This is a genomic window from Gilliamella sp. Nev6-6 (genome assembly GCF_001690605.1).
Classification (GTDB): Bacteria; Pseudomonadota; Gammaproteobacteria; order Enterobacterales; family Orbaceae; genus Gilliamella; species Gilliamella apicola_C.
Genome location: NZ_LZHP01000016.1, coordinates 1 through 25,402, shown reverse-complemented (window position 1 = coordinate 25,402; position 25,402 = coordinate 1). Strand labels below are relative to the sequence as shown.

General features: G+C 36.3%; 26 protein-coding genes and 1 rRNA gene. 23 read left to right on the top strand and 4 right to left on the bottom strand.

All coding sequences use genetic code 11. The features are described 5' to 3' along the window. Window positions 1-20: 20 nt before the first annotated feature. The 21 genes from A9G42_RS01995 (at window position 21) to A9G42_RS01895 (ending at window position 20,082) form a co-directional block, all read left to right on the top strand. Window positions 21-332: an antibiotic biosynthesis monooxygenase family protein gene (locus A9G42_RS01995; protein WP_065583077.1), complete on the top strand. Its 312-nt coding sequence runs from the start codon at window positions 21-23 to the stop codon at window positions 330-332. A 549-nt stretch (window positions 333-881) separates the two neighbouring features. Then, complete coding sequence (locus tag A9G42_RS01990; protein ID WP_065579901.1) at window positions 882-1,211, top strand: hypothetical protein; 330 nt, start codon at window positions 882-884, stop codon at window positions 1,209-1,211. A 46-nt stretch (window positions 1,212-1,257) separates the two neighbouring features. Continuing rightward, window positions 1,258-1,626: an SFCGS family glycine-rich protein gene (locus A9G42_RS01985; protein WP_065567431.1), complete on the top strand. Its 369-nt coding sequence runs from the start codon at window positions 1,258-1,260 to the stop codon at window positions 1,624-1,626. A 13-nt stretch (window positions 1,627-1,639) separates the two neighbouring features. Continuing rightward, complete coding sequence (locus A9G42_RS01980; RefSeq protein WP_065589083.1) at window positions 1,640-1,936, top strand: DUF4312 family protein; 297 nt, start codon at window positions 1,640-1,642, stop codon at window positions 1,934-1,936. 20 nt (window positions 1,937-1,956) lie between these two features. Then, the gene (locus tag A9G42_RS01975) at window positions 1,957-2,709 is read left to right on the top strand and encodes a DUF4311 domain-containing protein (RefSeq protein WP_065652487.1); all 753 of its coding nucleotides are present in this window, start codon (window positions 1,957-1,959) and stop codon (window positions 2,707-2,709) included. A gap of 15 nt (window positions 2,710-2,724) precedes the next feature. Beyond that, window positions 2,725-3,378: a DUF4310 family protein gene (locus A9G42_RS01970; protein ID WP_065652486.1), complete on the top strand. Its 654-nt coding sequence runs from the start codon at window positions 2,725-2,727 to the stop codon at window positions 3,376-3,378. A 50-nt stretch (window positions 3,379-3,428) separates the two neighbouring features. Beyond that, window positions 3,429-4,583 (top strand): amidohydrolase/deacetylase family metallohydrolase, encoded by a 1,155-nt coding sequence (locus A9G42_RS01965; protein WP_065642019.1) that lies wholly within the window; start codon window positions 3,429-3,431, stop codon window positions 4,581-4,583. After that, a complete protein-coding gene (locus A9G42_RS01960; RefSeq protein ID WP_065652485.1) occupies window positions 4,561-5,700 on the top strand; it encodes a DgaE family pyridoxal phosphate-dependent ammonia lyase in 1,140 nt (379 codons plus the stop codon). Before A9G42_RS01965 ends, A9G42_RS01960 begins: the two co-directional genes overlap by 23 nt. Continuing rightward, on the top strand, window positions 5,700-6,440 hold the full coding sequence (dagF, locus tag A9G42_RS01955; protein ID WP_065652484.1) for a 2-dehydro-3-deoxy-phosphogluconate aldolase: 741 nt from the start codon (window positions 5,700-5,702) through the stop codon (window positions 6,438-6,440). The genes A9G42_RS01960 and dagF overlap by 1 nt, the downstream gene beginning before the upstream one ends. Window positions 6,441-6,443: 3 nt before the next feature. Next, window positions 6,444-8,363 carry a BglG family transcription antiterminator gene (locus A9G42_RS01950; RefSeq protein ID WP_065652483.1) on the top strand — a complete coding sequence of 640 codons (1,920 nt, stop codon included), beginning with the start codon at window positions 6,444-6,446 and terminating at the stop codon, window positions 8,361-8,363. A gap of 236 nt (window positions 8,364-8,599) precedes the next feature. Beyond that, window positions 8,600-9,109 carry a 23S rRNA accumulation protein YceD gene (gene yceD / locus A9G42_RS01945; protein WP_065567438.1) on the top strand — a complete coding sequence of 170 codons (510 nt, stop codon included), beginning with the start codon at window positions 8,600-8,602 and terminating at the stop codon, window positions 9,107-9,109. Window positions 9,110-9,113: 4 nt separating this feature from the next. Beyond that, window positions 9,114-9,281, top strand: coding sequence for a 50S ribosomal protein L32 (gene rpmF, locus A9G42_RS01940; protein WP_025316508.1), 168 nt, complete (start codon window positions 9,114-9,116; stop codon window positions 9,279-9,281). Between the two features lie 37 nt (window positions 9,282-9,318). After that, the gene (gene plsX / locus A9G42_RS01935; RefSeq protein WP_065652482.1) at window positions 9,319-10,365 is read left to right on the top strand and encodes a phosphate acyltransferase PlsX; all 1,047 of its coding nucleotides are present in this window, start codon (window positions 9,319-9,321) and stop codon (window positions 10,363-10,365) included. Between the two features lie 4 nt (window positions 10,366-10,369). Next, window positions 10,370-11,323 (top strand): beta-ketoacyl-ACP synthase III, encoded by a 954-nt coding sequence (locus tag A9G42_RS01930; RefSeq protein WP_065567440.1) that lies wholly within the window; start codon window positions 10,370-10,372, stop codon window positions 11,321-11,323. Between the two features lie 27 nt (window positions 11,324-11,350). Continuing rightward, window positions 11,351-12,286 (top strand): ACP S-malonyltransferase, encoded by a 936-nt coding sequence (fabD, locus tag A9G42_RS01925; RefSeq protein WP_065652481.1) that lies wholly within the window; start codon window positions 11,351-11,353, stop codon window positions 12,284-12,286. Between the two features lie 14 nt (window positions 12,287-12,300). Continuing rightward, the gene (gene fabG, locus A9G42_RS01920) at window positions 12,301-13,035 is read left to right on the top strand and encodes a 3-oxoacyl-ACP reductase FabG (protein ID WP_065652480.1); all 735 of its coding nucleotides are present in this window, start codon (window positions 12,301-12,303) and stop codon (window positions 13,033-13,035) included. Window positions 13,036-13,185: 150 nt separating this feature from the next. After that, a complete protein-coding gene (acpP, locus tag A9G42_RS01915; RefSeq protein ID WP_034910452.1) occupies window positions 13,186-13,419 on the top strand; it encodes an acyl carrier protein in 234 nt (77 codons plus the stop codon). 159 nt (window positions 13,420-13,578) lie between these two features. Next, window positions 13,579-14,823, top strand: coding sequence for a beta-ketoacyl-ACP synthase II (gene fabF / locus A9G42_RS01910; RefSeq protein WP_065652479.1), 1,245 nt, complete (start codon window positions 13,579-13,581; stop codon window positions 14,821-14,823). Window positions 14,824-15,014: 191 nt separating this feature from the next. Further along, window positions 15,015-18,494: a DNA polymerase III subunit alpha gene (gene dnaE, locus A9G42_RS01905; protein WP_065652478.1), complete on the top strand. Its 3,480-nt coding sequence runs from the start codon at window positions 15,015-15,017 to the stop codon at window positions 18,492-18,494. A gap of 238 nt (window positions 18,495-18,732) precedes the next feature. Then, window positions 18,733-19,692: an acetyl-CoA carboxylase carboxyl transferase subunit alpha gene (gene accA / locus A9G42_RS01900; protein WP_065579893.1), complete on the top strand. Its 960-nt coding sequence runs from the start codon at window positions 18,733-18,735 to the stop codon at window positions 19,690-19,692. A gap of 21 nt (window positions 19,693-19,713) precedes the next feature. Continuing rightward, window positions 19,714-20,082 carry a diacylglycerol kinase gene (locus A9G42_RS01895; RefSeq protein WP_065567446.1) on the top strand — a complete coding sequence of 123 codons (369 nt, stop codon included), beginning with the start codon at window positions 19,714-19,716 and terminating at the stop codon, window positions 20,080-20,082. Between the two features lie 55 nt (window positions 20,083-20,137). On the opposite strand, the gene A9G42_RS01890 is transcribed toward A9G42_RS01895, so the two are convergent. The 4 genes from A9G42_RS01890 to metK are packed head-to-tail and all read right to left on the bottom strand — an operon-like array spanning window position 20,138 to window position 23,247. After that, a complete protein-coding gene (locus A9G42_RS01890) occupies window positions 20,138-20,980 on the bottom strand; it encodes a 23S rRNA (adenine(2030)-N(6))-methyltransferase RlmJ (protein ID WP_065579892.1) in 843 nt (280 codons plus the stop codon). Next, entirely contained in the window at window positions 20,980-21,594 is a 615-nt protein-coding gene (locus A9G42_RS01885) for a hypothetical protein (protein WP_065589070.1), read from the bottom strand. The genes A9G42_RS01890 and A9G42_RS01885 overlap by 1 nt, the downstream gene beginning before the upstream one ends. A 14-nt stretch (window positions 21,595-21,608) precedes the next feature. Further along, window positions 21,609-22,112: a SprT family zinc-dependent metalloprotease gene (locus A9G42_RS01880; protein ID WP_065589069.1), complete on the bottom strand. Its 504-nt coding sequence runs from the start codon at window positions 22,110-22,112 to the stop codon at window positions 21,609-21,611. Next, window positions 22,096-23,247 (bottom strand): methionine adenosyltransferase, encoded by a 1,152-nt coding sequence (metK, locus tag A9G42_RS01875; protein WP_065567450.1) that lies wholly within the window; start codon window positions 23,245-23,247, stop codon window positions 22,096-22,098. Before metK ends, A9G42_RS01880 begins: the two co-directional genes overlap by 17 nt. A 218-nt stretch (window positions 23,248-23,465) precedes the next feature. Here metK and murI point away from each other — a divergent pair, with 218 nt between their 5' ends. Further along, window positions 23,466-24,290 (top strand): glutamate racemase, encoded by an 825-nt coding sequence (gene murI, locus A9G42_RS01870; RefSeq protein ID WP_065652477.1) that lies wholly within the window; start codon window positions 23,466-23,468, stop codon window positions 24,288-24,290. 384 nt (window positions 24,291-24,674) lie between these two features. Beyond that, window positions 24,675-25,402, top strand: a 16S ribosomal RNA gene (locus tag A9G42_RS01865); the annotation flags it as partial.

Sequence of the window (25,402 nt, the reverse complement as noted above, 5' to 3'; positions counted from 1 at the left end):
AAATGTAAAAGGAGATAAGGATGTATATTGTAATGAACCGTTTTAAAATTAAACGAGGTAGTGAAGATGCTTTTATTGAAATATGGCGCAACCGCGATAGCCATTTGAAAGAAATGAAAGGGTTTAATCGTTTTTACTTTTTACAAGGAAAAACAGAAGAAGATTACACGTTATTTTCTTCATTTGTTGAGTGGGATTCAAAAGATGATTTTGATGCTTGGGTAAACTCACCACATTTCAAGCATACACACCGTAACATAGATAATAGACCAAATAATAAAGATATTTATTTCGACTCAGCACAACTAGAATGTTTTGAAGTTATTTTATAAACCAAAAAACAGTTATGGTCGCCAGTAATAATAACGATAGAGTCTTATGATAAGCAGAAAGCTTTATGAGCAATGACAAATAAGAGTGGAATCTGTTTTTTTATAGTTGTCATTATTTTCATTCTACAGGCGTTGCAAGCCAACATTCTAGCTACAGATGATGCTATTTTACACAGAACGTTACACATTAAAACAGTGTAATAATAGACTAAAAGTTATTCAGGAAAGCGATTGATTTTATTGAATTTTTTATTTTTAAGCAAGTAAGGTTTCAACTTGCTTGCGTTATGAAATTTCAGATTTACCTTTCTTCAGTGTCTAAAAAACAAATCTTATTATATTTTTTATGATCTAGTTCACAAAATTGAATATCAAGATTCGCAAATGATCCACCATATAAAATAGCAATCCCTTTTGATTATTGTGTTTAACTAACTTGGTAACAAATTTCCTCTTTCTGAAGGAAAAACTCTCTATCCACATTCAAACACGTTTGTTTTACGCTTAAACCGTCCAATCTAAAATAACAATAAGAGAAATGTATTAGCTATGACCCAAATCAAATTTAGAATGTTTGAAGACAATCTTGAACCAGAGCTAGTTACCCAACAAACCATTAACATTATCAACAGTTGGTTAGTACAGCATCAAATTATACAAAATGATGTTCAAAAAGCGATGTTATTTTCACATGTAAAAGCGATGGTTGAAAGGGCTAAAACATTAGAAAAACTACCTGAAATCGATCCTGCATTGTTTGATGAACTTTCAGAAGAATCGTTAGAGCTGGCACGAAAGACGGTAGCGTTATTTGATAATTTACCAATAGAAGAGGCATATTTATTGGCAGTTCATTATGAAGTTGCTAAAGCAAATTAAACGATTACTAGACAACTAAAAAACAATAATTAATAGGAGAAATGTTATGGCAGAGGTGGTCATTGTTATCGGCGATAGAATGGGAAAAGGGCAAAAAATTGCCACGGGAATTGATTCAGTAGCAGGTTGCCGTGCAATTGTTATTCCTGGTATGGCTGCAGATATGAAATTAGGTGATGTAATGAATAAGGAAAATGCCGATTTAGGGCTTTCTTTCTGTGGTAGTGGTGGGGCAGGTGCTATTACGGCACAAAATAAATATGGTTACCCACAGCGTCATGGTATGCGTTCAATTGAAGAAGGTGAAACGGCTATCAATGAAGGGTGTAAAGTCCTTGGTTTTGGGTTTATGGATACGGAAGAATTAGGACTGCGTATTGCAAAAGCATTTCTGAAAAAATACCCACGTTCATAATCGAAAAATGAATATGAAAAAACAAGAACAGATACTTGTGAGAGTAAAAGGTCATGGTGATTCTAAGCAACGAACATTTTCTAATGCTTTAAGTCAGGTTCAGAAAGAAGTATTGAAAAATACTAATAACATTCTGTTGCGTATAGAGCCGATTGATATTCAAGTGGTATCAGCAATAGAAAAGATAGTAATGGAACGTTTTTTATTTATTTTTTTACCAAGAAAAAAGACATTTTATGAAATCACCCTTGATGTATCTGTTAATGTAACTTTTATTGATTTAAATGATATTGAATTTACTTCTAGATAACATAACGTAAAAGGAAAGTTATGGAAATTTTAATTATTGCATTTAAGTCTATTATTATCGGTGGACTTTGTGGTTTTGGGGTTGGCGTTGGGGCTGCTAGAATGTTTCATGCGCCAACGTATCAAGGAATGGGGGCATTTCGTACATTGGGGGAGCTTAACTCATGCGAAGGCGATCCTACTGCGCACTTTTCATTTGGTTTAGGATTCTTTTTTAATGCATGGGCATCATCAGTTGCAGCAGGCTCTTTTACTCAAGATGTCGATCATAGAATCATTCCCAATTGGGGCGCTTCTTTATTGATGATAAAAAATCGTAATCTTGACGAAACCTTACACGACCCTAAAAAAATGGCTTTTGCATGCGCATTTGTTGGTATGGTTGTTGTGTTGTTTTTAAATACGACAACTTCAGTGGTTCCAGATTCGCTAAAAATTACCGCAACTAAAGTTCTGGTTCCTGCAGCAAACTTGCTAGTTGCAACTGTTATGCCAGTTATTTTCTGGTTAGCCGCATTAGATGCTGGGCGCCGTAGTGGTTTTTGGGGCACATTGTTTGGAGGGCTTGCGCAGTTAATTATGGGGAATGCTGTACCTGGGCTGGTATTAGGGATATTGATTGGGAAAGGTGTTGATGATAGTGGCTGGAATCGTGTGATGAAAATCATGCTGGTGTCTGTCATTATTCTATTTGTTATGAGTGGGTATTTTCGTGGTTTTGATATGAAGATGATAAATTCATTTAGAGACGGTTTATCTTATTGGTTTAAATAATACAGGGAACATGTTATGAACACACAAACAACGATCAATAAAAGTTTTTGGTATGCTGATTGGTCATTCTCTATTATCTGTGGATTATTGTCTGCTGGTATTTTTGCTGGAACGCATACTTTCTATGTATATGGTATTGGTGCCTTTAACGAAATTGCTTTCGTTGCCATGCTTAAATCAGGAATGACTACGGGGGATTATGGTGCAGTTGCGGCTTTTGGGGCTAGCTTTTTATTTGCTCGAGTTATTGAAGGCTCATTAGTGGGTATATTGGATATCGGTGGCGCATTGCAAACCGGTATTGGGCTTGGTATACCTGCATTATTGCTAGCGGGAGGTTATACATTACCTGTTGAAAATTTCTTTGTTGCATTAATAACGGGGTTGGTTTTGGGGATCCTAACGGGTTTAATCATTATTCTGATCCGTAAATTTACGGTTAATGGTGGTTCTGGTTCAACATTTGGTGCCGATGTTATGATGGGGGCGGGCAATGCTTCTGGGCGTTTTCTTGGCCCAATGATTATTTTATCTGCTATGGTCGCTTCCATCCCTATTGGTATTGGTTCTTTATTGGGAGCACTGCTTTTTTATGTATGGAAAAAACCGATCACCGGTGGGGCTATTTTAGGCGCAATGATTTTTGGCGGTGTATTCCCAATCCTATAATATTAATTACTCTCTATAATTTATTCAATTGTAGAGAAGAGTGAAAAATTATGTATGATTTAATTATCAAAAATGCCAAACAGATTGATGAGTCAGTAACCGATATTGCTATTGCTAATGGTAAGATAGTTGCGATGGCTAGTTCTATTATAGGGCAATCTAAACGTGTACTGGATCTAAAAAATAAACATTATATTAGTGCTGGGTGGATTGATTCACACACGCATTGTTTTGCGCGATCCCCCCTCTATCATGATGAGCCAGATTTGATTGGTGTAAAGGCGGGTGTCACCGCTGTTGTTGATGCTGGTAGTGTTGGCGCTATTGATGTTGATGAGTTTTATCAATTAGCTCAGCAAGCAAGTACACATGTTTACTCTTTTTTAAATATTTCTAAAATTGGTTTATTAAGACAAAGTGAGCTCGCTGATATGCAGGATATTGACGCGCCGTTATTTGATGAAGCATTAGCTAAATATCCTAATTTTATTATTGGCATCAAAGTACGAATGAGTGGTAGCGTCGTGGGTAGAAATGGCATTTTACCATTAGTTAAAGCCAAAGAAATGCAAAAAAAGAGCGGTTTGCCTCTAATGATTCATGTTGGTAATAATCCTCCTGAGCTCGATGAAATTGCCGATTTATTAACTAAAGGTGACATTATTACACATTGTTTTAATGGTAAACCCAATCAAATCTTTGATAAACAAAATCAATTGCGTGGTTCAATCAAAAGAGCAATCGAACGTGGAGTGATATTAGATATCGGCCATGGTGGTGAAAGTTTTAGTTTTTCAGTAGCAGAACGTGCTAAATGCTTGGGTATTTACCCCAATACGATTAGCTCTGATATTTACTCTAAAAACCGTCTACATGGTCCAGTTTTTAGCTTGGCTAATGTGATGACGAAGTTTATTTGTCTTGGTTATAGCCGAAAAAGAATTATTGATAGTGTGACACAAAATGCGGCTCAAATTTTGCATATTAAAAATAAAGGTGTTTTATCGGTTGGTTATGATGCAGATTTGACCATTTTTGATATTAAACGGCAAACTATTTCATTATTAGATTCTGAAGGCGAAGTTAGGCAAAGTGATGAACAGTTTGTTCCTTTAGCATCTATTGTCGCTGATACGGGAAAGCATTTGATACGCATTGAACTAACAGAGGAAGGTAGTAAAAATGAGCTCAGAATCTCCAACTAAAAAAGATATTTATAATAAATATCACTTAAAAAAGGTAATTAATGCGTCAGGAAGAATGACCATTTTAGGTGTATCAACTCCAAGATCTGAAGTGATTGATACGGTATCATGTGGGCTAAATGAATATTTTGAAATTAAGGATTTAGTAGATAAAACAGGCCAATATATTGCGCAATTGCTCAATGTTGAAAATGCCGTGGTAGTATCGTGCGCTTCCGCTGGTATTGTTCAAGCGGTTGCGGGCTTGATTACCAAAGATGATCGTGACTTATTATTTAATTTGCATTCATCTGATAAATATGTTCCTCGTGAAATTATTGTCCCTAAAGGCCATAATGTTAATTTTGGTGCACCAATTGGGACAATGGTTTCTTTAGGTGGTGGGATTATGGTTGAAGCAGGCTATGCAAATGAGTGTAAACCTGAACATATCGAATCACTAATTAATCCAGATACTGTTGCGATTTTATATGTTAAATCACATCATTGTGTACAAAAAAGCATGTTGTCGGTCGCGCAAACAGCTGCTATTGCTAGAAAATATGATATCCCATTGATTGTTGATGCAGCGGCGGAAGACGATTTACAAACTTATTATCAACAAGGGGCTGATTTAGTGATTTACAGTGGCGCTAAAGCAATTGAAGGGCCGACCAGTGGTTTAGTCATTGGGCGTCATCAAGCGGTGGAATGGTTAAAATTACAGTCACAAGGTATTGGGCGGCCAATGAAGATAGGCAAAGAAGGTATTTTAGGATTAACAAAAGCTATTGAGCTTTATGTTACCGATCCACAATCAGAAACAGGACAACAGATGGTCGCTAAGATGACCCCATTTATTGAAAGTCTAAATACACTTAAAGGTATATCGGCTAAAGTGGTTTGGGATGGAGCTGGGCGTGATATTGCACGAGCCGAAATAGCATTTGATGCAAGTGTAATAGGTAAAACCGCAGTCGAGATAATTGAACTGATGAAACAAGGTGAGATTGCAGTGTATTTTAGAGAATATAAAGCCAATGAAGGCAAAGTTGATGCTGATGTGCGTAGTGTGACATCAACACAACTCGACATTATTTACCACAAAATTAAAAATATTACTCAAGGAGCACAATAATGCAACTGACTCCAAATTATTATAATGATCGTGTTTGTTTAAATGTATTAGCGAATTCAATTGATAATGCGAAGGCGATTTATGAGGCAGCACAAACTTATGTTGTTGTTGGCATTTTATCTAAAAATTACGCCAATAATGAAGCTGCAATTGCTGATATGAAAAAGTATGCAGTAGCCATTGATAATGCTATTTCAATAGGACTTGGTGCTGGTGATCCTAATCAGTCAATCATGGTTTCTGAAATATCAGCTATACTCCAACCACAACATATTAACCAAGTGTTTACAGGGGTTGCAACCAGTCGAGCTTTGCTAGGGCAAAAAGAATCTATCATTAATGGATTAGTTTCGCCAACGGGAAAAGTTGGCTTAGTCAATATTGCAACAGGTCCGCTAAGCTCAAAATCTCCAGCTGCAATTGTTCCTGTTGAAACGGCTATTGCTTTATTAAAAGACATGGGTGGTAGCTCAATAAAATACTTTCCTATGGGTGGGCTAAAACATAAAGATGAATTTGCGTATGTAGCTAAATGTTGCGCTGAACATGATTTCTTTCTTGAACCAACTGGTAGCATTGATCTAGATAATTATGAAACAGTTTTAAAAATTGCCTTAGATGCAGGTGTGAAGAAAATTATCCCACACATCTATAGTTCTATTATTGATAAAGCAACAGGCGCAACGCGCACTAATGATGTCAAACAACTTTTAGCTATCACACAAAAGCTTGTAGGATAAATAATGTCATCTAAAGTGCTATTCTCTTCTCAGCGATTAGCGTATTTATTTGATACCATAAAAAATGAAACGCTGCCACAACAAGAGTTAGCGAATCGTTTTTCGGTTTCTACTCGCACTATTCGCACTGATATTTCAGCACTTAATGGTATTTTAAGCGATTATGGAGCACAAGTTGATTATACCAAAAATATTGGATATCAACTTGTGGTAACCGATCCCATTCTTTATGCAACATTGCCTATCACTCAGGCAATTGAGCGCATCCCCCGAACAAGTAGAGAAAGAGTTTCGGCTTTATTGATTGCTTTTTTAACGCAATCTAATTCAGTAAAATTGGATGATATTGCTGGGAAATGGTTTTTAAGCCGTAGCACGTTGCAAAATGATGTTATTGAGGTTAAACAATATTTAGATAAATACAATTTATTAATCGAAAATCGTCCTTATTATGGTATGCGGTTAGTTGGTGATGAGTTATCAATTCGTACCTGTTTAACCGATATTTTATGGCAACGGCATATGGCTGAAGATTTCATTACGGTTAATAGACTACGTAAAACAGTTTTAAATGATATCGATTTAGAGTATCTTGAAAAAATTCTTCAAAATCAACTTGAACGTTTTGAGTTAAAATTAAATGCTGAAGGGCAAGGATATCTACTTTATAGCTGTGCGGTTTCAATTACTCGAATTACTCAAGGGCATGAGTTACTTGAATATGATGTAGATCAAATTAATACTACTGTTATCAGCGCAGTGACTCAAATCTCTGAAGATGTTTCCTATTTCCTAGGCAGTGTGCTTTCCGATACGGAATTTAATTATTTATGTGCTCAGGTTATTTCTAGAACGGTTATGGAATCGCCAAATCAGGCACAAAGCTTAGCAATGGTTAAACATATATTATCTTATATTAATGATACGTATCATTATAATTTATTAGAAGATAAGAAGCTAAACCAAGATATATTAATACATATTTCATCAATGTTATCGAGGATTAAATATCAAATTCGTACAACTAACCCTTTATTACATGAAATAAAAAAGTATTATCCTTTTGCTTATGATATTACGCTGTCTGCTCTTGCTAATACCGAAAAGTACACTGGAGCAAAAATGACAGAAGATGAAATTAGCTACTTAGCGGTACATATCGGTGTAGCATTAGAGCGTAATTATAGCGCTGGGCATGAAAGATGTGCGCAAATTTTACTTGTTAGCGAGCTTGGTAATGCAGCATTGCGTATGATTGAGGCAAAAATTAAAAGGGATTTTCCTCATATTAAAATAAATCGCACACTTTCTTATCGAGAGTATGAACAGCTTTCCAATATTGAAGAAGATTTTGTTGTTTCAACTGTTCGTTTAACAAAAAAAAATAAACAAATAGTTAAAATTGCACCATTTCCTACATCTTATCAGCTTGAACAATTGGGACGATTGGCAATGATAGATAGAAAGATGCCTTATATTATTGAGCGTTTTTTTAGTGAAAAATTTTTTCTAATTATTAACCAACCCATGACCCAAGAGGAACTTTTTAACAAAGTTTGCAAAAAACTTGAACAAATGGGGTATGTTGATGTTGATTTTTATCCTTCTGTTATTGAGCGAGAGGCAATTGTTTCTACGCTATTGGGTGAAAATATTGCTATTCCTCACTCTGTTGGGTTGCTGGCTAAAAAGACGATAGTAACTACCATATTGGCTCCACAGGGGATCGTGTGGGATAAAAATCAAGTTGCCTATGTTATTTTTTTATTGGCAATTAGTAAAAATGAATATGAAGATGCAATGCGTATTTATAATTTATTTGTTAACTTTGTCAAAGAAAAATCTACTAAGCGTTTATTAGATAGCAAAACATTTAATGATTTTCGTGCAATTGTCAAAGATAGCTTTGGTCGATTGTCATAATATAATGTCTGATTAGTTTATTTATTGTTTTTGTCTTAAATCGTGTTTTTAGCAAAAATTTTCTAAAAATAAAAAAATATTCAGAATAAATATTAAGGTAATAATCAATAGCTAAAACAAATTATCTTGCTTATGCCCATTGACGAAACCATGATTTAAAGGTAATATGCGCGCCTTATGGCATTGTGTAGTTTTTAGCTACGCTAAATAAATTTTTAAGGTAGTATGCATATCTTATGCAAAATAGATTACCATTAACTATTGACCCGATTAAAGCAGCACAAAAACGACTTGATTATACTGGATATTATCCACTTCAAGCGATAAAGAGGGTTGAAAATCCAAAAAGTGATATCGCCTGTAGTTTATCTTTCCATTATGATGAACAAAAGCTTTGTGTTATCGCTATTGATGCAAAAATGACGTTAGAACAAACTTGTCAACGTTGTTTTGAACCTTTTGTCACTGAAGTTCATGTGATGAATAAATTTAGTCCTGTTAAGAGCGATGCTCAAGCAGAGGCACTACCGGAACATTATGAGCCCGTTCTGATGAACGAGTTTGGCGAAGTAGATATATTAACGTTACTTGAGGACGAAATTATTCTCTCGCTACCGATTGCGCCGGTACATGATAGTAAACACTGCGAAGTGTCAGAGGCAGATATGGTATTTGGTGAAATTCCAACTGAGAATGAAAAAACAAATCCATTTGCAATTTTAGTTAGTTTAAAGAATAAGGGGTAAATCCATGGCTGTTCAACAGAATCGTAAAACTCGTGCAAAACGTGGTATGCGTCGTTCTCATGATGCATTAACTGTTGCTAATATCTCAGTTGATGAATCAGGTAAAACACATTTACGTCATCACGTAACCGCTGATGGTTATTATCGTGGTCGTAAAGTGATTTCTAAATAATTACTAAGTAATTATTTAGAAATTCTCAGGTGACATTTTGGATAATCTAACCATTGCGTTAGATGCTATGAGCGGGGACTTCGGTCCTCGTGTTGTTGTTCCTGCTGCAATACACGCACTGAATTGTTATCCAAATCTATCTATCTTTCTGGTGGGATGCTCAACAGAAATCAATCTTTTTTTACCTAAAGAAAAAGCAAAATTAATTACTCAATATCAACAAGAAGGTCGGTTAATATTAACGGAGTCGACCACAGTTATTGCCAATGATATGAGGCCTTCTTATGCAATTCGTCATAGTCAAGGCTCCTCTATGAGAATGGCGCTTGAACTAGTTAAAGATAATAAAGCTCAAGCATGTGTAAGTGCGGGTAATACTGGCGCGTTAATGGGATTGTCAAAACTATTATTACGTTCATTAACTGGTATAGATCGCCCAGCACTTGTTGCCACAGTTCCTGCATTAAATAATCAAAATACCGTAGTATTGGATTTAGGCGCTAATGCAGAGTGCGATAGCAATATGTTAGTGCAGTTTGCGATAATGGGCGAAATTTTAGCTAAAACAGTACTTAAGATTGACCATCCCCGTGTCGCGTTACTTAATATTGGTGAAGAAGATAGTAAAGGTTTGGATAAGATTCGTTTAGCGTCTTCTATTTTAAAATCAAATAACCAAATGAATTATATTGGCTATTTAGAAGGTAACGAACTTTTAACAGGTAAAACAGATGTACTTGTTTGTGATGGTTTTGTGGGTAATGTAACGTTAAAAACAGTCGAAGGTTTAATAAAAATTTTTATGTCTTCGTTTAAATTATCCCTATCTCATCATTCATTATTAATGAAATTATTAAGTAAATGGCTACAAAGAAAGATCGCGAAAAATTTTGGTTATTTAGATCCTGGAAGATATAATGGAGCTTGCTTGCTTGGACTTCGAAGTATTGTGATTAAAAGTCACGGTAGTGCCAATCAAAAATCATTTTATGCAGCAATAGAACAAGCTATTTTGGCTATACAAACAAATATACCAGAGAAGATTGCAATGAGTCTTTCTTCCGCACTACCCAAGAGCGAATAATTAGATGTATACAAAGATATTAGGAACTGGGAGTTATCTTCCAAAACAGATAAGAACTAATGCAGATCTTGAAAAAATGGTCGATACTAGTGATGAATGGATCACAACGCGTACTGGTATTAAAGAAAGACGTATTGCAGAACCAAATGAAACGGTAACGAGCATGGCTTATGAAGCCGCAATGAATGCAATTGAAATGGCCAATATTGATAAAGAAGAAATTGGTATGATTATTGTTGCAACGGCAACCTCGGTCAATGCATTTCCAAGTTCTGCAACAGAATTACAGGCCAAATTAGACATTGGTGATGTTGTTGCGTTTGATGTATCTGCAGCTTGTTCTGGATTTATTTATGCACTTGATATTGCAGATAAATATATTAAAAGCGGCGCTATTAAATACGCTTTAGTCGTTGGTTCAGATATGTTAACACGTGGCGTGGATCCAAATGACCGAGGAACCATTATTATTTTTGGTGATGGTGCAGGGGCAGTTGTTGTGGGCGCATCAGAAGAGCCTGGTATTATCGCTTCACACCTCCATGCTGATGGTCGTTATGGCAATTTATTAAAGTACCCATATGTTGATCGTCGTAATATGGACGATCCAGTCTATATGACTATGCATGGTAATGAAGTATTTAAAGTTGCAGTTAAAGAGCTTTCAAATTTGGTTGATGAACTTTTGGTTGAGAATGCGTTTAACAAAGCCGATTTGGATTGGCTTGTGCCACATCAAGCAAATTTGAGAATTATTTCTGCGACTGCTAAACGACTAGATCTGGACATGAGTAAAGTTATTGTTACATTAGATAAGCAGGGTAACACCTCAGCTGCCTCTGTGCCTTGCGCTTTAGATGCTGGTGTGCGAGATGGACGAATTCAACGAGGCCACTTAGTTTTGCTAGAAGCGTTTGGTGGTGGATTTGTTTGGGGATCAGCACTAGTTAGATTTTAGTTTGTTTTTATAATCAAGGATTTAATAATGACCAAATTTGCAATGGTATTTCCAGGACAAGGTTCACAAGCTGTCGGCATGTTAAAAGAACTTGCTGATAATTATTCAATTGTGAAATCAACTTTTGATGAAGCTTCTGAAGTACTCGGTTATGATTTATGGAAGCTGGTACAAGAAGGCCCTGTAGAAGAATTAAATAAAACATGGCAAACACAACCAGCGCTACTTGCTGCTTCTGTTGCAATATTTAGAGTATGGCAAAGTGTCAGTGGTGCTCAACCTGCTTTTATGGCTGGTCATAGTTTAGGAGAATATTCAGCATTAGTCTGTGCTGGTGTTATTGACTTCAAAGATGCCATAAAATTAGTTGAATTACGAGGTAAATTAATGCAAGACGCTGTGCCAAGTGGCACAGGTGCAATGTATGCCATTATTGGATTAGATAATGATTCAATTAATAAAGCATGTGAACAAGCAGCTCAAGGTCAAGTTGTTGCTCCAGTAAATTTTAACTCCCCAGGTCAAGTTGTTATCGCTGGGCATAAAGAAGCCGTTGAACGGGCTGCTGCATTGTGTAAAGAAGCTGGTGCAAAGCGAGCTCTACCACTTGCTGTTAGCGTGCCATCTCATTGTGCGTTAATGAAACCAGCAGCAGATAAATTAGCCAATACATTAAACGATATAGAATTTAGTACGCCAAATTTTGCAGTTATCAATAATACTAATGTTAAAATTGAAACATCAGCTGAAAAAATCAAAGCTGCACTAATTGCTCAGCTTTACAGCCCTGTTCGTTGGACTGAAACTGTTGAAGAAATGGCGAAACAAGGTGTAACGCTTTTAGTTGAAGTTGGCTCTGGTAAAGTGTTAACAGGGCTAACTAAACGTATTGTTGATACCTTGTCTGGTTGTGCTGTTAATGATAAAGCTTCATTAGATGCTGCATTAGAAAATACTAGATAAAAAAAGGGGTTGTTATGAACTTATCAGGAAAAATTGCGTTAGTAACTGGTGCAAGCCGTGGGATTGGTAAAGCGATTGCGGAAAAACTAGTTGCTTGTGGCGCAACCGTTATTGGTACAGCGACAACAGAAAAAGGTGCTGATGCCATTAGCCAATATTTAGGTTCACATGGGAAAGGCTTTATTTTAAATGTGATCGATGAGATATCAATTGAATCTGTTATTGCCGCAATTAAAACTGAATTTGGTGATATTGATATTCTAGTTAATAACGCTGGTATTACTCGTGATAATTTATTAATGCGAATGAAAGAAGATGAATGGCAAGATATTTTAAATACAAATTTAACGTCTGTTTTTCGGTTATCTAAAGCATTATTGCGCACAATGATGAAAAAGCGTTATGGCAGAATTGTCACTATTGGCTCAGTAGTGGGTACAATGGGTAATGCTGGTCAAGCTAACTATGCTGCAGCAAAAGCTGGTTTAATTGGTTTTAGTAAATCATTAGCGCGTGAAGTTGCATCGCGCGGTATAACTGTTAATGTAGTTGCACCTGGCTTTATTGCAACAGACATGACAAAAGCATTAACTGATGAGCAAAAAGCTTTAACATTGGCACAAGTACCTGCAGGGCGTTTAGGTGAGCCAACTGAAATTGCAAATGCTGTAGCATTTTTGGTCTCAGATGAAGCATCTTACATTACTGGCGAAACTTTACATGTCAATGGTGGTATGTATATGGTGTAATTGCCTAGAATAGTGTAAAATGAGTCAATACATTGAAGTTTTGTATAAAAAATAAGCAATTGGGTTGAAAAATGATTGGCATCTTTTTCAACATTTTATAAACTTACATTCACCGCCACTTTCGGCGATTTTTATAGGAAAAAAAAGAGTATGAGCACTATTGAAGAGCGAGTTAAGAAAATTATTGTTGAGCAACTTGGTGTAAAAGAGGAAGAAGTTAAAAATGAATCTTCTTTCATCGAAGATCTTGGCGCTGACTCTCTTGATACAGTTGAATTAGTTATGGCTTTAGAAGAAGAATTTGATACTGAAATTCCTGATGAAGAAGCTGAAAAAATCACAACTGTTCAATCAGCAATTGATTATATTACTGCGAATCAATAAGGTTTAGCAGAGTTTTCATAATAGGCGGTCATATGATCGCCTAGTTTGCATCTACCTATTTAATTCTAAATGAAATAAAAGCGGTATAGATTGGCAGAAAACTCAAAATAAAATTTTCAATGATTCAAATTTCATTTCAATCCTTTTCTGGAGGACAATGTGTCTAAACGCAGAGTTGTTGTTACTGGAATGGGCATGATATCTCCTGTAGGTAATACAGTTGAATCCACTTGGCAAGCTTTACTCGCTGGGCAAAGTGGCGTTGAACTCATAGAACACTTCGATACAGCCCCTTTCGCAACACGCTTCGCAGCGATGGTTAAAAACTTTAATGGCGAAGATTATAATATTTCACGCAAAGATGCTCGTAAAATGGATTTTTTTATTCAATACGGTATTGCTGCGGGCATGCAAGCAATGCAAGATGCGGGCATTGAGATCACGGAAGAAAACGCTGAACGAATTGGTTGCGCGATAGGCTCAGGTATTGGTGGACTTGGGTTAATTGAAGAAAACCACAGCGCATTAGTCAATGGTGGGCCACGTAAGATTAGCCCGTTTTTTGTTCCATCAACAATTGTTAATATGATTGCTGGTCATTTATCCATTATTTATGGATTAAAAGGACCTAGTATTACTATTGCCACAGCATGTTCTTCTGGTGTGCATAATATTGGTCATGCAGTACGTATGATTGCCTATGGTGATGCAGATGCTATGTTAGCAGGTGGTGGAGAGAAAGCTAGTACGCCACTTGGTATTGGTGGTTTTGGGGCTGCTCGTGCCTTATCAACTAACAATGATAATCCTAAAGCAGCAAGTCGCCCTTGGGATAAAGATCGTGATGGCTTTGTGCTAGGAGATGGTGCAGGGATTATGTTCTTAGAAGAATATGAGCATGCCAAAAAACGTGGTGCTAAAATTTATGCTGAAGTTGTTGGTTTTGGTATGAGTGGTGATGCTTATCATATGACTTCTCCTCCTGCGGATGGCAGTGGTGCAGCTTTAGCAATGAAATGTGCACTTCGTGATGCGGGCATTAACCCTGAGCAAGTTGGTTATATCAATGCTCATGGCACTTCGACGCCCGCTGGTGATAAAGCTGAAACTCAAGCAGTAAAAAACATATTTAAAGCAAATGCCAACAAAGTTATGGTTAGTTCAACCAAATCAATGATAGGGCATTTATTGGGTGCTGCTGGCGCAGTTGAGTCAATTTTTACTGTACTTGCATTGAGTGATCAAGCCGTGCCACCAACAATTAATCTAGATAATCCTGATGATGGTTGCGATCTTGATTATGTTCCACATACTGCTCGTCAAGTTAAAAACTTAGAATACGCACTTTGTAATTCTTTTGGTTTCGGTGGAACTAATGGTTCAGTGCTGTTTAAGAAAATCTAATATCTTATTATCCGCCAATAGTTTATTATTGGTGGAATATTTTTAATGTATATTTTCACTGATAAAATTTATAATAAAAATGGCGCTCCTCTTTTATTTTCAATTAGAACTCATAATTTAAAGAGAATAAGAATATTTTTACTGCTTATGTTATAATTGCAAACTAATTTTATAGCTTAATTTTGGTAATTATGGCGCAACCTAAATTTATTCACCTTCATTTACATAGTGATTTCTCAATGATTGATGGGATTGCCAAAGTTGGCACATTAGTAAATGAAGTGAGCAAGTTACAGATGCCAGCTTTTGCGATCACTGATTTCACTAATCTTTGTGGACTAGTTAAGTTTTATGGCTCAGCAATGTCCAAAGGCATTAAACCGATCATTGGTGCCGATCTTGCTGTTAGAAGCTCCCTAATGCCTGATGATATTTATCGTTTAACTCTATTAGCGGCTAATAATCAAGGGTATCAAAATCTTACTTTATTAATTTCTAAAGCTTATCAACGAGGGTATATTGGTGATTTTCCCGTTGTTGATAATGAGTGGTTAATTGAGCATCGAGCTGGGTTAATTGTATTAGCCGGTCGTGAAAGCGATATTGGTATTGGTATTGTTCGCAATAATCAAATTATCATTGATAATGCGATTAATTTTTATCTTGCAAATTTTCATGACCATTTTTATTTTGAATTAGTACGGACTAAACGCAACAATGAAGAACTATTTATTCATCGTGCTGTAAGTTTGGCCGAACAATATCTGTTACCAGTCGTTGCAACTAATGATGTTCGATTTTTAAAAGCTTCTGATTTTGAAGCGCATGAGATTCGTGTTGCTATTCATGATGGCAATACATTAGATGATCCTTCTAGGCCTAAAAATTACTCGGCAGAACAATATCTACGCTCAGAACAGGAAATGTGTGAGCTATTTTCTGATATTCCTGAAGCCCTTGAAAATAGTGTTGAAATTGCAAAGCGTTGTAATGTTTCTATCCGGTTGGGAGAGTATTTTTTGCCTAAATTTCCAACTGGCGATATGTCAACTGAAGACTTTTTAGTGCATAAATCGCGTGAAGGATTAGAAGAAAGATTAACGTTTTTATTTCCTGATCCTGAAATCAGAAAACAAAGAAGATCTGAATATGATGAACGTTTAGAAACGGAATTAACTGTTATTAATCAAATGGGTTTTCCTGGCTACTTTCTAATTGTTATGGAATTCATTCAATGGTCAAAAGATAATGATATTCCTGTAGGACCAGGGCGAGGCTCTGGTGCTGGTTCACTCGTTGCGTATGCTTTAAAAATTACCGATTTAGATCCACTTGCATTTGATTTACTTTTTGAACGTTTTCTAAATCCAGAACGTGTTTCAATGCCTGATTTTGATGTTGATTTTTGTATGGAAAAACGCGATCTGGTTATTGATCATGTTGCTGATATGTATGGGCGAGATGCTGTTTCCCAAATTATAACCTTTGGTACTATGGCAGCTAAAGCGGTAATACGGGATGTTGGTCGAGTGCTTGGACATCCTTATGGGTTTGTCGATCGTATTTCAAAATTAATACCTTTAGATCCAGGCATGACTCTTGCTAAAGCTTTTGAAATTGAGTCTCAGCTTCAAGATTTATATGATAATAATGAAGAAGTTAAATCATTAATCGATATTGCACGCCAATTAGAAGGTGTAACTCGAAATGCAGGTAAGCATGCAGGGGGAGTAGTTATTTCCCCAACTAAGATTACTGATTTTTCACCAATTTATTGTGATCCAGAAGGCCATCATCCAGTTACTCAGTTTGATAAAAACGATGTTGAATATGCAGGGCTTGTCAAGTTTGACTTTTTAGGGCTAAGAACATTAACCATTATTGATTGGGCTATCAAAATGATTAATGATCGTCAGCTTCGAACTGGAAAAGAAAGAGTCGATATCACTAGAATTCCTTTAGATGATGAAAAATCGTTTGAATTATTGTTAAAAGCTGAAACCACAGCCGTATTCCAGTTAGAATCTAGAGGGATGAAAGACTTAATCAGACGGTTAAAACCGGACTGTTTTGAGGATATGATTGCTTTAGTTGCACTATTTCGCCCTGGTCCATTACAATCAGGTATGGTAGATAACTTCATTGACCGCAAACATGGTCGAGAAGAGGTTTCTTATCCCGATATTAAATATCAACATGAATCATTAAAACCTATTTTAGAGCCAACATACGGTATTATTTTATATCAAGAACAAGTTATGCAAATCGCACAGACCTTATCAGGTTATACACTAGGCGGTGCTGATTTACTACGTCGAGCTATGGGTAAGAAAAAGCCCGAGGAGATGGCAAAGCAACGTTCTGTTTTTAAAGAAGGGGCAGAAAAACAGGGCATTGATGGCGAATTGTCAATGAGAATATTTGATCTGGTTGAGAAGTTTGCTGGGTATGGTTTTAATAAATCTCATTCGGCGGCATATGCACTTGTTTCTTATCAAACGTTATGGCTAAAAACTCACTATCCTGCCGAATTTATGGCTGCGGTTATGACTGCTGATATGGATAATACTGATAAAATTGTCGGTTTGGTTGACGAGTGCTTACGAATGGGATTAAAAGTCAACCCTCCTGATATTAACAGTGGGCTTTATCATTTTCATGTAAATGATAAAGGAGAAATTGTTTATGGAATAGGTGCGATAAAAGGCGTTGGAGAAGGGCCTATAGAGGCAATTGTTGAAGCACGTAATAGTGGTGGATACTTCAAAAATATTTTTGAGCTTTGTGCCAGAACAGATATGAAGAAGGTTAACCGCCGTGTGCTTGAAAAACTCACTATGGCAGGGGCATTTGATAAATTAGGTCCCCATCGAGCAGCTATTTTACATAGTATCAATGATGCAATGCAGGCAGCTGATCAATATGCTAAAGCGCAACATATTGGCCAAGAAGATATGTTTGGTGTGTTAGCAGAAGAGCCCGAACAAGTTGAGCATGCTTATGCTGCGGTTCCAGAATTGCCTGATCAAGTTTTGCTTGATGGAGAGCGTGAAGCTTTAGGGCTTTATTTAACAGGGCATCCTGTAACGCAATATTTAAAAGAATTAAATCGTTATACAGGTGGGCTACGAATTAGTGAAGCATCGCCGACAGGATGGGGAAAAGTGGTCACTTTTGCAGGCATTGTAGTAGATGCTAGGGTTAGAATTACCAAAAGAGGGAACAAGATTGGTTTATTTACTTTAGATGATCGTTCTGGTCGAATTGATGGTATGCTTTTTGCGGAGTCTTTAGAAAATTTTGGGCATTTACTTGTAAAAGATAAAATTTTAATTGTGACGGGGCAAGTTAGCCATGACGATTTTAATGGTGGCTTTAAAATGTCGGTGCGCGATATTGTCGATTTAAAAGATGCTCGAACTAAATATGTAAAAGGATTGTCCATTACGTTAACTGAAAACGAAACAAATCAAGCAATATTACAACGTTTGCAACAGTTGTTAGAGCCTTATCGGCATGGTAGCGTACCTGTTAACTTATATTATCATCGAGACGATTCAGTTGTGAGGATCCAATTTGGCACGAAATGGAGAATTATTCCGGAAGATGCTTTGATTGTTGAACTAAAGACACTACTTGGTGTTGAGCGTATAGAATTTGAGTTCGAATAAATCAGATAAACCTAATTAATAATAGTAAGCATTATAAATTTATTGAATAAATGAAGTTATATTTCAGTCAATGTGATAGGCATAATAATTGAAGCCTAATAATACAAATGTAGGTGGCTTCAATGAGTGTTACATAGTAGAATTGATTTAATTTTATCTTAAGAGTTAGTCAGTATATTGTATTAAGTAGTGTATTTTTTTAAAATACCGAATAAATTAAGAGGCAATTACAAGCGTTATGAATAATTTTTTGGAATTTGAAAAGCCGATAGCGGAATTAGAAGCAAAAATTAATTCCTTGAAGAATATAGATTCGCAACAAGTAGAATTAGATATTAATTTAGATAAAGAAATTAAGCAATTACATAAAAAAAGTCGTGAGTTAACAAAAAAAATATTTGCTAATTTAACGCCTTGGGAAATTGCGCAACTAGCTAGACATCCAAATCGTCCTTATACATTAGATTATATAAAAGAAGTTTTTACCGATTTTGATGAATTGGCAGGTGACAGAGCCTATGCTGATGATAAAGCCATTGTTGGTGGGATCGCACGTATTGATGGGCGCTCGGTGGTAGTTATTGGGCATCAAAAAGGCCGTGAAACAAAACAGAAGATTTATCGAAATTTTGGTATGCCGGCCCCAGAAGGCTATCGTAAAGCTTTACGGTTAATGCAACTAGCTGAACGTTTTAAATTGCCCATTATTACTTTTATTGACACTCCTGGGGCTTATCCTGGGATTGGTGCCGAAGAGCGAGGTCAAGCAGAAGCTATTGCGCGTAATTTAAGAGAAATGTCACGCCTTAAAGTTCCTACCATTTGCACCGTCATTGGGGAAGGTGGCTCTGGTGGAGCGCTAGCGATTGGTGTGGCAGATAAGGTTAATATGCTTCAATATAGTACTTATTCTGTTATCTCACCAGAAGGTTGTGCTTCTATTTTATGGAAAAGTGCAGATAAAGCACCAATTGCTGCTGAAGCCATGAATATGACGGCAGATAATTTATTAAAATTAAATTTAATTGATTCAATCGTGCCAGAGCCTTTAGGTGGCGCTCACCGAGATTATGCTACTGTATCTGTTTCACTTAAAACACAGCTACTTAGTGATCTTGATGAGCTTGAAAATATGGATTTATCTACATTACTAGAAAGACGATTCCAACGTTTGATGAACTATGGTTATGTAAGGTAATTTTAGATTTGGAATACTATAATGAAAAAAACGGCAGGACTACTGCGCATTTTTAATGCAACAAAATACTCTTTAAAAGGCTTAAAATCGGCGATCAAATATGAAACAGCGTTTCGCCAAGAGTTCATTTTATTGGTTGTGGCTTATATTATCGTAATGCTGGTCGATTTTTCTATTTATGAACGAATTTTGTTATTGGGGTCAATTGGTGTTGTGATGATTACAGAGTTAATTAATAGTGCGATTGAGTGTGTTGTTGATCGCATTAGCACTGAAAGACATGATTTATCTGGTCGAGCAAAAGACTATGGCTCAGCCGCAGTCTTTTTATCGTTATTATTGGCGGTTATTTTGTGGGTTTATCTATTTTCTTGCCATTTTTTTTCATGATTTTTTACTTAAGCATAGGTTTTTCTGAAAGTGTTTGATAACCAATAACAAAAAGTTATTCCGTAACTAACTCTTTAATGATGAAACTTCCCGTTTTGTGAATGTCTAAGGTGGTTTTCAACCACGGCATGATTGTAAGCATTTGTTCATGTAATTTCCATGGTGGGTTAATCACTATCATTCCTGATGCAGTCATGCCTTTTTGATTATTATCAGGTTTGATGGCAAGCTCAAACTGAGAAATACGTTTAATACCTAAATTAACAATATTATCAATCATTTTTTGCGTTTGGGTACGAGATACCACCGGATACCAAATTAGATAGACACCTGTAGCAAAACGTTTATAAGCTTCAAATAGTGCAGCAGGAATTTTTTGATAGTCATCTTTTATTTCATAGGAAGGATCGATTAGGATAATCCCTCGCCGTGAACTTGGTGGTAACTTTGATTTTAATTGTGCAAAACCATCTTCACGTAATACTTTTGTTCGTTTATCTTTATTAAATTCTTGTCTCAATAAGGGGTAGTCTGTTGGATGTAATTCGGTAAGATTAAGTTTGTCTTGCTCGCGTAGTAATTGTTTAGCAATTAAAGGCGAGCCAGGATAATATTTTAATTCATCAAAAGGATTATAGCGCTTTAATACTGATATATAGCTATTAAGCAATTCCGGAATATTAGCTTGTTGCCATATCAAATTAATTCCTGATAAATATTCGCCTGTTTTTTCGGCATGTTCGCCTCGTAATAAGTACCTTCCTGCGCCAGAGTGTGTATCTAGATATAAAAAAGATTTTTCTTTTTCTTTTAATGACTCAATACATAGTGTTAAAACTACATGCTTTAGCACATCAGCGTGATTGCCTGCGTGATAACTATGGCGATAGCTTAACATTATAAATTCTCCTTCTTTTTTTGTTCATTTTTTTGCATATAAAATGTCGTTAAAGCTAAACAAAGAAGGCAGGGGCACTCCATTAACTCTTCGATTAAATCTTTTCGTTCTTTTGCTATAACTAAGAATTCATGCCCCATACGATGATGCTCAGCAATATCAGCTATTCCTAAGAATAGAAAAGCTAAAAATATATGCCAAACTGGAATTTGTTCAAATTTGTAGCGACGTGCAATTTCTTGGCGAATAGTTGGTAAAAACATACTTAGCATTGGGATAGAGATTAAAGTGCTAGCAATAATTTTATAATAAAAACGTGGCACATCGGGAAAGAAATCTCTTCCCCAGCTAATTCCTCGCCCAAAAAGCATAAACCACCAAAATATTGTCCAAATCCAAAATTTATATAGTTGTGAATGTTCAGCTACTCGCTGAGCATAATAATAAGTGTAGCCACACATGAATAATAAAAAAAGTGATTGAACATGTTCAATAAGAGTGACGGTAAGCCCATTGTATAAAGGTATAAAGAAATTGCCTGTAATGTAAAGAATAATACCAAGAGTAAGAATCAACAAAGAGCTTTTATAAAAATGGAAATCTAATTTACACATACAATATCTTAATATTAAGTGACGTTTTTGAATTTGAGTATAGTACCGCATTTGCGGCATAAATAACTAGTGTTATTCTTTTGGATTTTATTGTGTCTTATTGATGTTAAGTGATGTTGTTGGCACTGGCAGTAGTATAAATGAGTGTTGCGCTTTACCTGAAAATGATGAGTTGTTGAAGGTGTCTTGTCGAAAATTTTTGACATAACATATTGCCATTCTTTACCATGTGGTTTGACTTTGCCAAATTCTTTAAAAACAATGAGATGAGCAAGCTCATGGGGCACGACTTCTTCAATAAATTGGGTGCCATTTTCTAGTAACATAACTGAATTAAGTTGAATTTCCCAACGCATTAAAAGCGCACTACCTGCAATGCTACCTTTGGGTTTGTAGATGATGTTAGGTTCTTTATATTCGGTATGTAAAAATTGATTGGCTTGCATTAAGTGAGTTCTTAAACAAGCCATTATTTGATTATGTAAATAAATTGGTATGCGCTTATAATCCTGCTGCATCGCGAAGTAGTGCTGCCTTGTCAGTTTTTTCCCAAGGAAAAATATCTCGGCCAAAATGACCATAACTTGCCGTTTGTTGATAAATTGGTTGAATAAGATCAAGCATTTGAATTAATCCATAAGGTCTTAAGTCAAAAAATTCTTTAATCAATGAAACAATTTTATCGTGATTGATTTTTTCGGTACCAAAAGTATTGACATAAATTGATGTAGGATTTGCAATACCAATTGCGTAAGATATTTGTAATTCACATCGGTCAGCAAGCCCAGCAGCAACAATATTTTTGGCAACATAGCGGGCAGCATAAGCCGCTGAGCGGTCAACTTTTGACGGATCCTTTCCTGAAAATGCGCCACCGCCATGGTGCGCAGCACCTCCATATGTGTCCACTATGATTTTGCGGCCAGTTAGTCCACAGTCTCCCATTGGTCCTCCAATAACAAAGCGTCCCGTTGGATTAATAAAGTATTTTGTTCTTGCTGTTAACCATTGAGCTGGTAATGTTGGTTTAATGATTTCTTCCATAACAGCTTCATGTAATGCTTTTTGCTCAATATCTGTGGAGTGTTGTGTCGATAAAACAATTGTATCAACACCTTTGATTTTTCCATCTTCATAAATTAACGTGACTTGGCTTTTGGCATCCGGTCTCAACCAAGGAAGCGTGCCATTTTTTCTAACTTCTGATTGTCTGCGCATAAGCTCATGTGCATAAGTAATTGCCGCAGGCATTAAGTTTGGCATTTCGTTTGTTGCATAACCAAACATAATACCTTGGTCACCAGCGCCTTGCTCAAGTGGATTTTGCTTATCTACTCCTTGATTAATATCTGGAGATTGTTTGCCAATTGCATTAAGAACAGCACATGAATTAGCATCAAATCCCATCTCTGAGCTAGTGTAACCAATATCATTAATGGTTTTCCGAGTTAACTCTTCTATATCAACCCAAGCTGAAGTAGTAATTTCTCCACCGACTAAAGCCATGCCTGTTTTTACATAGGTTTCACATGCGACTCGTGCTTTTGGATCTTGTTTTAATATAGCATCAAGCACTGCATCAGATATTTGATCGGCAATTTTATCTGGGTGACCTTCTGAAACGGATTCTGAAGTAAATAAAAATTCTGACATGGAATACCCCCCCCTTAGCATTATTTTTGTATATTGCTTAAAATATAATATTCGGCTTTAATCTAAATAACTATTTTAGCAGTTTTACCATCTAGACGTCTAGCCAAATAATTGTCATAGATAAAATGTAATGCTTGTTTAAATAAAATGGCTTGCATTAATTTTTAATCAATTTACGATATTGCGGTTTTTGAATTATCTAATGACCTAGAGCTAAAATGAATATTGTAAGTCGGGCACCTTCAGTGCTAGTGTTTGATTCAGGTATTGGCGGATTATCTATTTATAATGAGATCTGTAATAAATTGCCGAATGCGCGTTATATTTATGCATTTGATAATGAAGAATTTCCTTATGGAGATAAATCACCGACATTTTTAATTAATAGAGTCAATTCGGTTATAGAAGCTATTACTAAATTTTACTCAATTGATTTAGCGATTATTGCATGCAATACGGCTAGTACTATTTGTTTGCCGAGTTTGCGTTCTAAATTTTCTTTTCCTATTGTTGGTGTTGTACCAGCAATTAAGCCAGCTAGTCAAATAACTAAAAATAAATGCATAGGACTATTAGCGACAAAAGCGACAATCAAAAGATCCTATACTGCCAATTTAATTCAACAATTTGCGCCTAATTGCAACGTTGAGCTACTTGGTTTATCTGAATTAGCTCTTATTGCTGAAAATAAGCTGCAAGGTATTGCCGTAAATATGCAACAACTTAAAGATTTATTACAGCCATGGATCTATTTACCAATCATCCCAGATACAATCGTATTGGGTTGTACTCATTACCCATTTATTAAAGATGAATTAAAGATCATTTTCCCTAATGCGACCTTTATTGATTCAGGTAGTGCAATTGCGAATCGAGCTTATAATCTGCTAAATGAAAAATTTCACCTTAATAAAATTCAAGCGCCATTAAAAGAAAATATTATTATCAGCACAGCACATAATCAATATGTTGAAAAATTAGCTTTGAAATTAGCTAAATATAATCTCAATAATTATCAATGCATTAATGTTCATGGTGTTTAAAGAGTATTCATTCAAATACGTAATTGGATATTTTTGCTTGCCAAAAAAAATGAAGTCCCTATAATGCGCATCCACTGACACGGCGTCAGCGAAAAGCTGAGGCAAGTTAGTGAAAAAAGTAAGATCAAAAATTTTGAAAAAAAGATCTTGACGAATAAAAAAGGTTAGCGTAGTATACGCAACCCTTGAGACAGCGAAGTAAATTAACGGAAAGTTGATTGATTTAAAAAGGCTGTTAGCTCTTTAAAAATAAGAAACAGACAATCTGTGTGGGCACTTGCGAGACAAAAGATTAAAGTCTACGGACTAAAAAATTAAGTCTTGATAAGTGACACTGAAGATTCATTTGAATATGTCAGAGACAGTTATTGAGCATCAAACTTTAAATTGAAGAGTTTGATCATGGCTCAGATTGAACGCTGGCGGCAGGCTTAACACATGCAAGTCGAACGGTAACATAAGTGCTTGCACTTGATGACGAGTGGCGGACGGGTGAGTAAAGTATGGGGATCTGCCGAATGGTGGGGGACAACAGTTGGAAACGACTGCTAATACCGTATAAAGTTGAGAGACCAAAGCATGGGACCTTTGGGCCATGCGCCATTTGATGAACCCATATGGGATTAGCTAGTAGGTGGGGTAAAGGCTCACCTAGGCGACGATCTCTAGCTGGTCTGAGAGGATGGCCAGCCACACTGGAACTGAGACACGGTCCAGACTCCTACGGGAGGCAGCAGTGGGGAATATTGCACAATGGGGGGAACCCTGATGCAGCCATGCCGCGTGTATGAAGAAGGCCTTCGGGTTGTAAAGTACTTTCGGTGATGAGGAAGGTGTTGTATCTAATAGGTGCAACAATTGACGTTAATTACAGAAGAAGCACCGGCTAACTCCGTGCCAGCAGCCGCGGTAATACGGAGGGTGCGAGCGTTAATCGGAATGACTGGGCGTAAAGGGCATGTAGGCGGATAATTAAGTTAGGTGTGAAAGCCCTGGGCTCAACCTAGGAATTGCACTTAAAACTGGTTAACTAGAGTATTGTAGAGGAAGGTAGAATTCCACGTGTAGCGGTGAAATGCGTAGAGATGTGGAGGAATACCGGTGGCGAAGGC

Excerpts from the sequence above, each read along its gene's own strand:
- A9G42_RS01995 (WP_065583077.1), top strand. The coding sequence starts at position 21 with ATGTATATTGTAATGAACCGTTTTAAAATTAAACGAGGTAGTGAAGAT.
- A9G42_RS01990 (WP_065579901.1), top strand. The coding sequence starts at position 882 with ATGACCCAAATCAAATTTAGAATGTTTGAAGACAATCTTGAACCAGAG.
- A9G42_RS01985 (WP_065567431.1), top strand. The coding sequence starts at position 1,258 with ATGGCAGAGGTGGTCATTGTTATCGGCGATAGAATGGGAAAAGGGCAA.
- A9G42_RS01980 (WP_065589083.1), top strand. The coding sequence starts at position 1,640 with ATGAAAAAACAAGAACAGATACTTGTGAGAGTAAAAGGTCATGGTGAT.
- A9G42_RS01975 (WP_065652487.1), top strand. The coding sequence starts at position 1,957 with ATGGAAATTTTAATTATTGCATTTAAGTCTATTATTATCGGTGGACTT.
- A9G42_RS01970 (WP_065652486.1), top strand. The coding sequence starts at position 2,725 with ATGAACACACAAACAACGATCAATAAAAGTTTTTGGTATGCTGATTGG.
- A9G42_RS01965 (WP_065642019.1), top strand. The coding sequence starts at position 3,429 with ATGTATGATTTAATTATCAAAAATGCCAAACAGATTGATGAGTCAGTA.
- A9G42_RS01960 (WP_065652485.1), top strand. The coding sequence starts at position 4,561 with ATGAGCTCAGAATCTCCAACTAAAAAAGATATTTATAATAAATATCAC.
- dagF (WP_065652484.1), top strand. The coding sequence starts at position 5,700 with ATGCAACTGACTCCAAATTATTATAATGATCGTGTTTGTTTAAATGTA.
- A9G42_RS01950 (WP_065652483.1), top strand. The coding sequence starts at position 6,444 with ATGTCATCTAAAGTGCTATTCTCTTCTCAGCGATTAGCGTATTTATTT.
- yceD (WP_065567438.1), top strand. The coding sequence starts at position 8,600 with ATGCAAAATAGATTACCATTAACTATTGACCCGATTAAAGCAGCACAA.
- rpmF (WP_025316508.1), top strand. The coding sequence starts at position 9,114 with ATGGCTGTTCAACAGAATCGTAAAACTCGTGCAAAACGTGGTATGCGT.
- A9G42_RS01930 (WP_065567440.1), top strand. The coding sequence starts at position 10,370 with ATGTATACAAAGATATTAGGAACTGGGAGTTATCTTCCAAAACAGATA.
- fabD (WP_065652481.1), top strand. The coding sequence starts at position 11,351 with ATGACCAAATTTGCAATGGTATTTCCAGGACAAGGTTCACAAGCTGTC.
- fabG (WP_065652480.1), top strand. The coding sequence starts at position 12,301 with ATGAACTTATCAGGAAAAATTGCGTTAGTAACTGGTGCAAGCCGTGGG.
- acpP (WP_034910452.1), top strand. The coding sequence starts at position 13,186 with ATGAGCACTATTGAAGAGCGAGTTAAGAAAATTATTGTTGAGCAACTT.
- dnaE (WP_065652478.1), top strand. The coding sequence starts at position 15,015 with ATGGCGCAACCTAAATTTATTCACCTTCATTTACATAGTGATTTCTCA.
- accA (WP_065579893.1), top strand. The coding sequence starts at position 18,733 with ATGAATAATTTTTTGGAATTTGAAAAGCCGATAGCGGAATTAGAAGCA.
- A9G42_RS01895 (WP_065567446.1), top strand. The coding sequence starts at position 19,714 with ATGAAAAAAACGGCAGGACTACTGCGCATTTTTAATGCAACAAAATAC.
- A9G42_RS01890 (WP_065579892.1), bottom strand. The coding sequence starts at position 20,980 with ATGTTAAGCTATCGCCATAGTTATCACGCAGGCAATCACGCTGATGTG.
- A9G42_RS01885 (WP_065589070.1), bottom strand. The coding sequence starts at position 21,594 with ATGTGTAAATTAGATTTCCATTTTTATAAAAGCTCTTTGTTGATTCTT.
- A9G42_RS01880 (WP_065589069.1), bottom strand. The coding sequence starts at position 22,112 with ATGCAGCAGGATTATAAGCGCATACCAATTTATTTACATAATCAAATA.
- metK (WP_065567450.1), bottom strand. The coding sequence starts at position 23,247 with ATGTCAGAATTTTTATTTACTTCAGAATCCGTTTCAGAAGGTCACCCA.
- murI (WP_065652477.1), top strand. The coding sequence starts at position 23,466 with ATGAATATTGTAAGTCGGGCACCTTCAGTGCTAGTGTTTGATTCAGGT.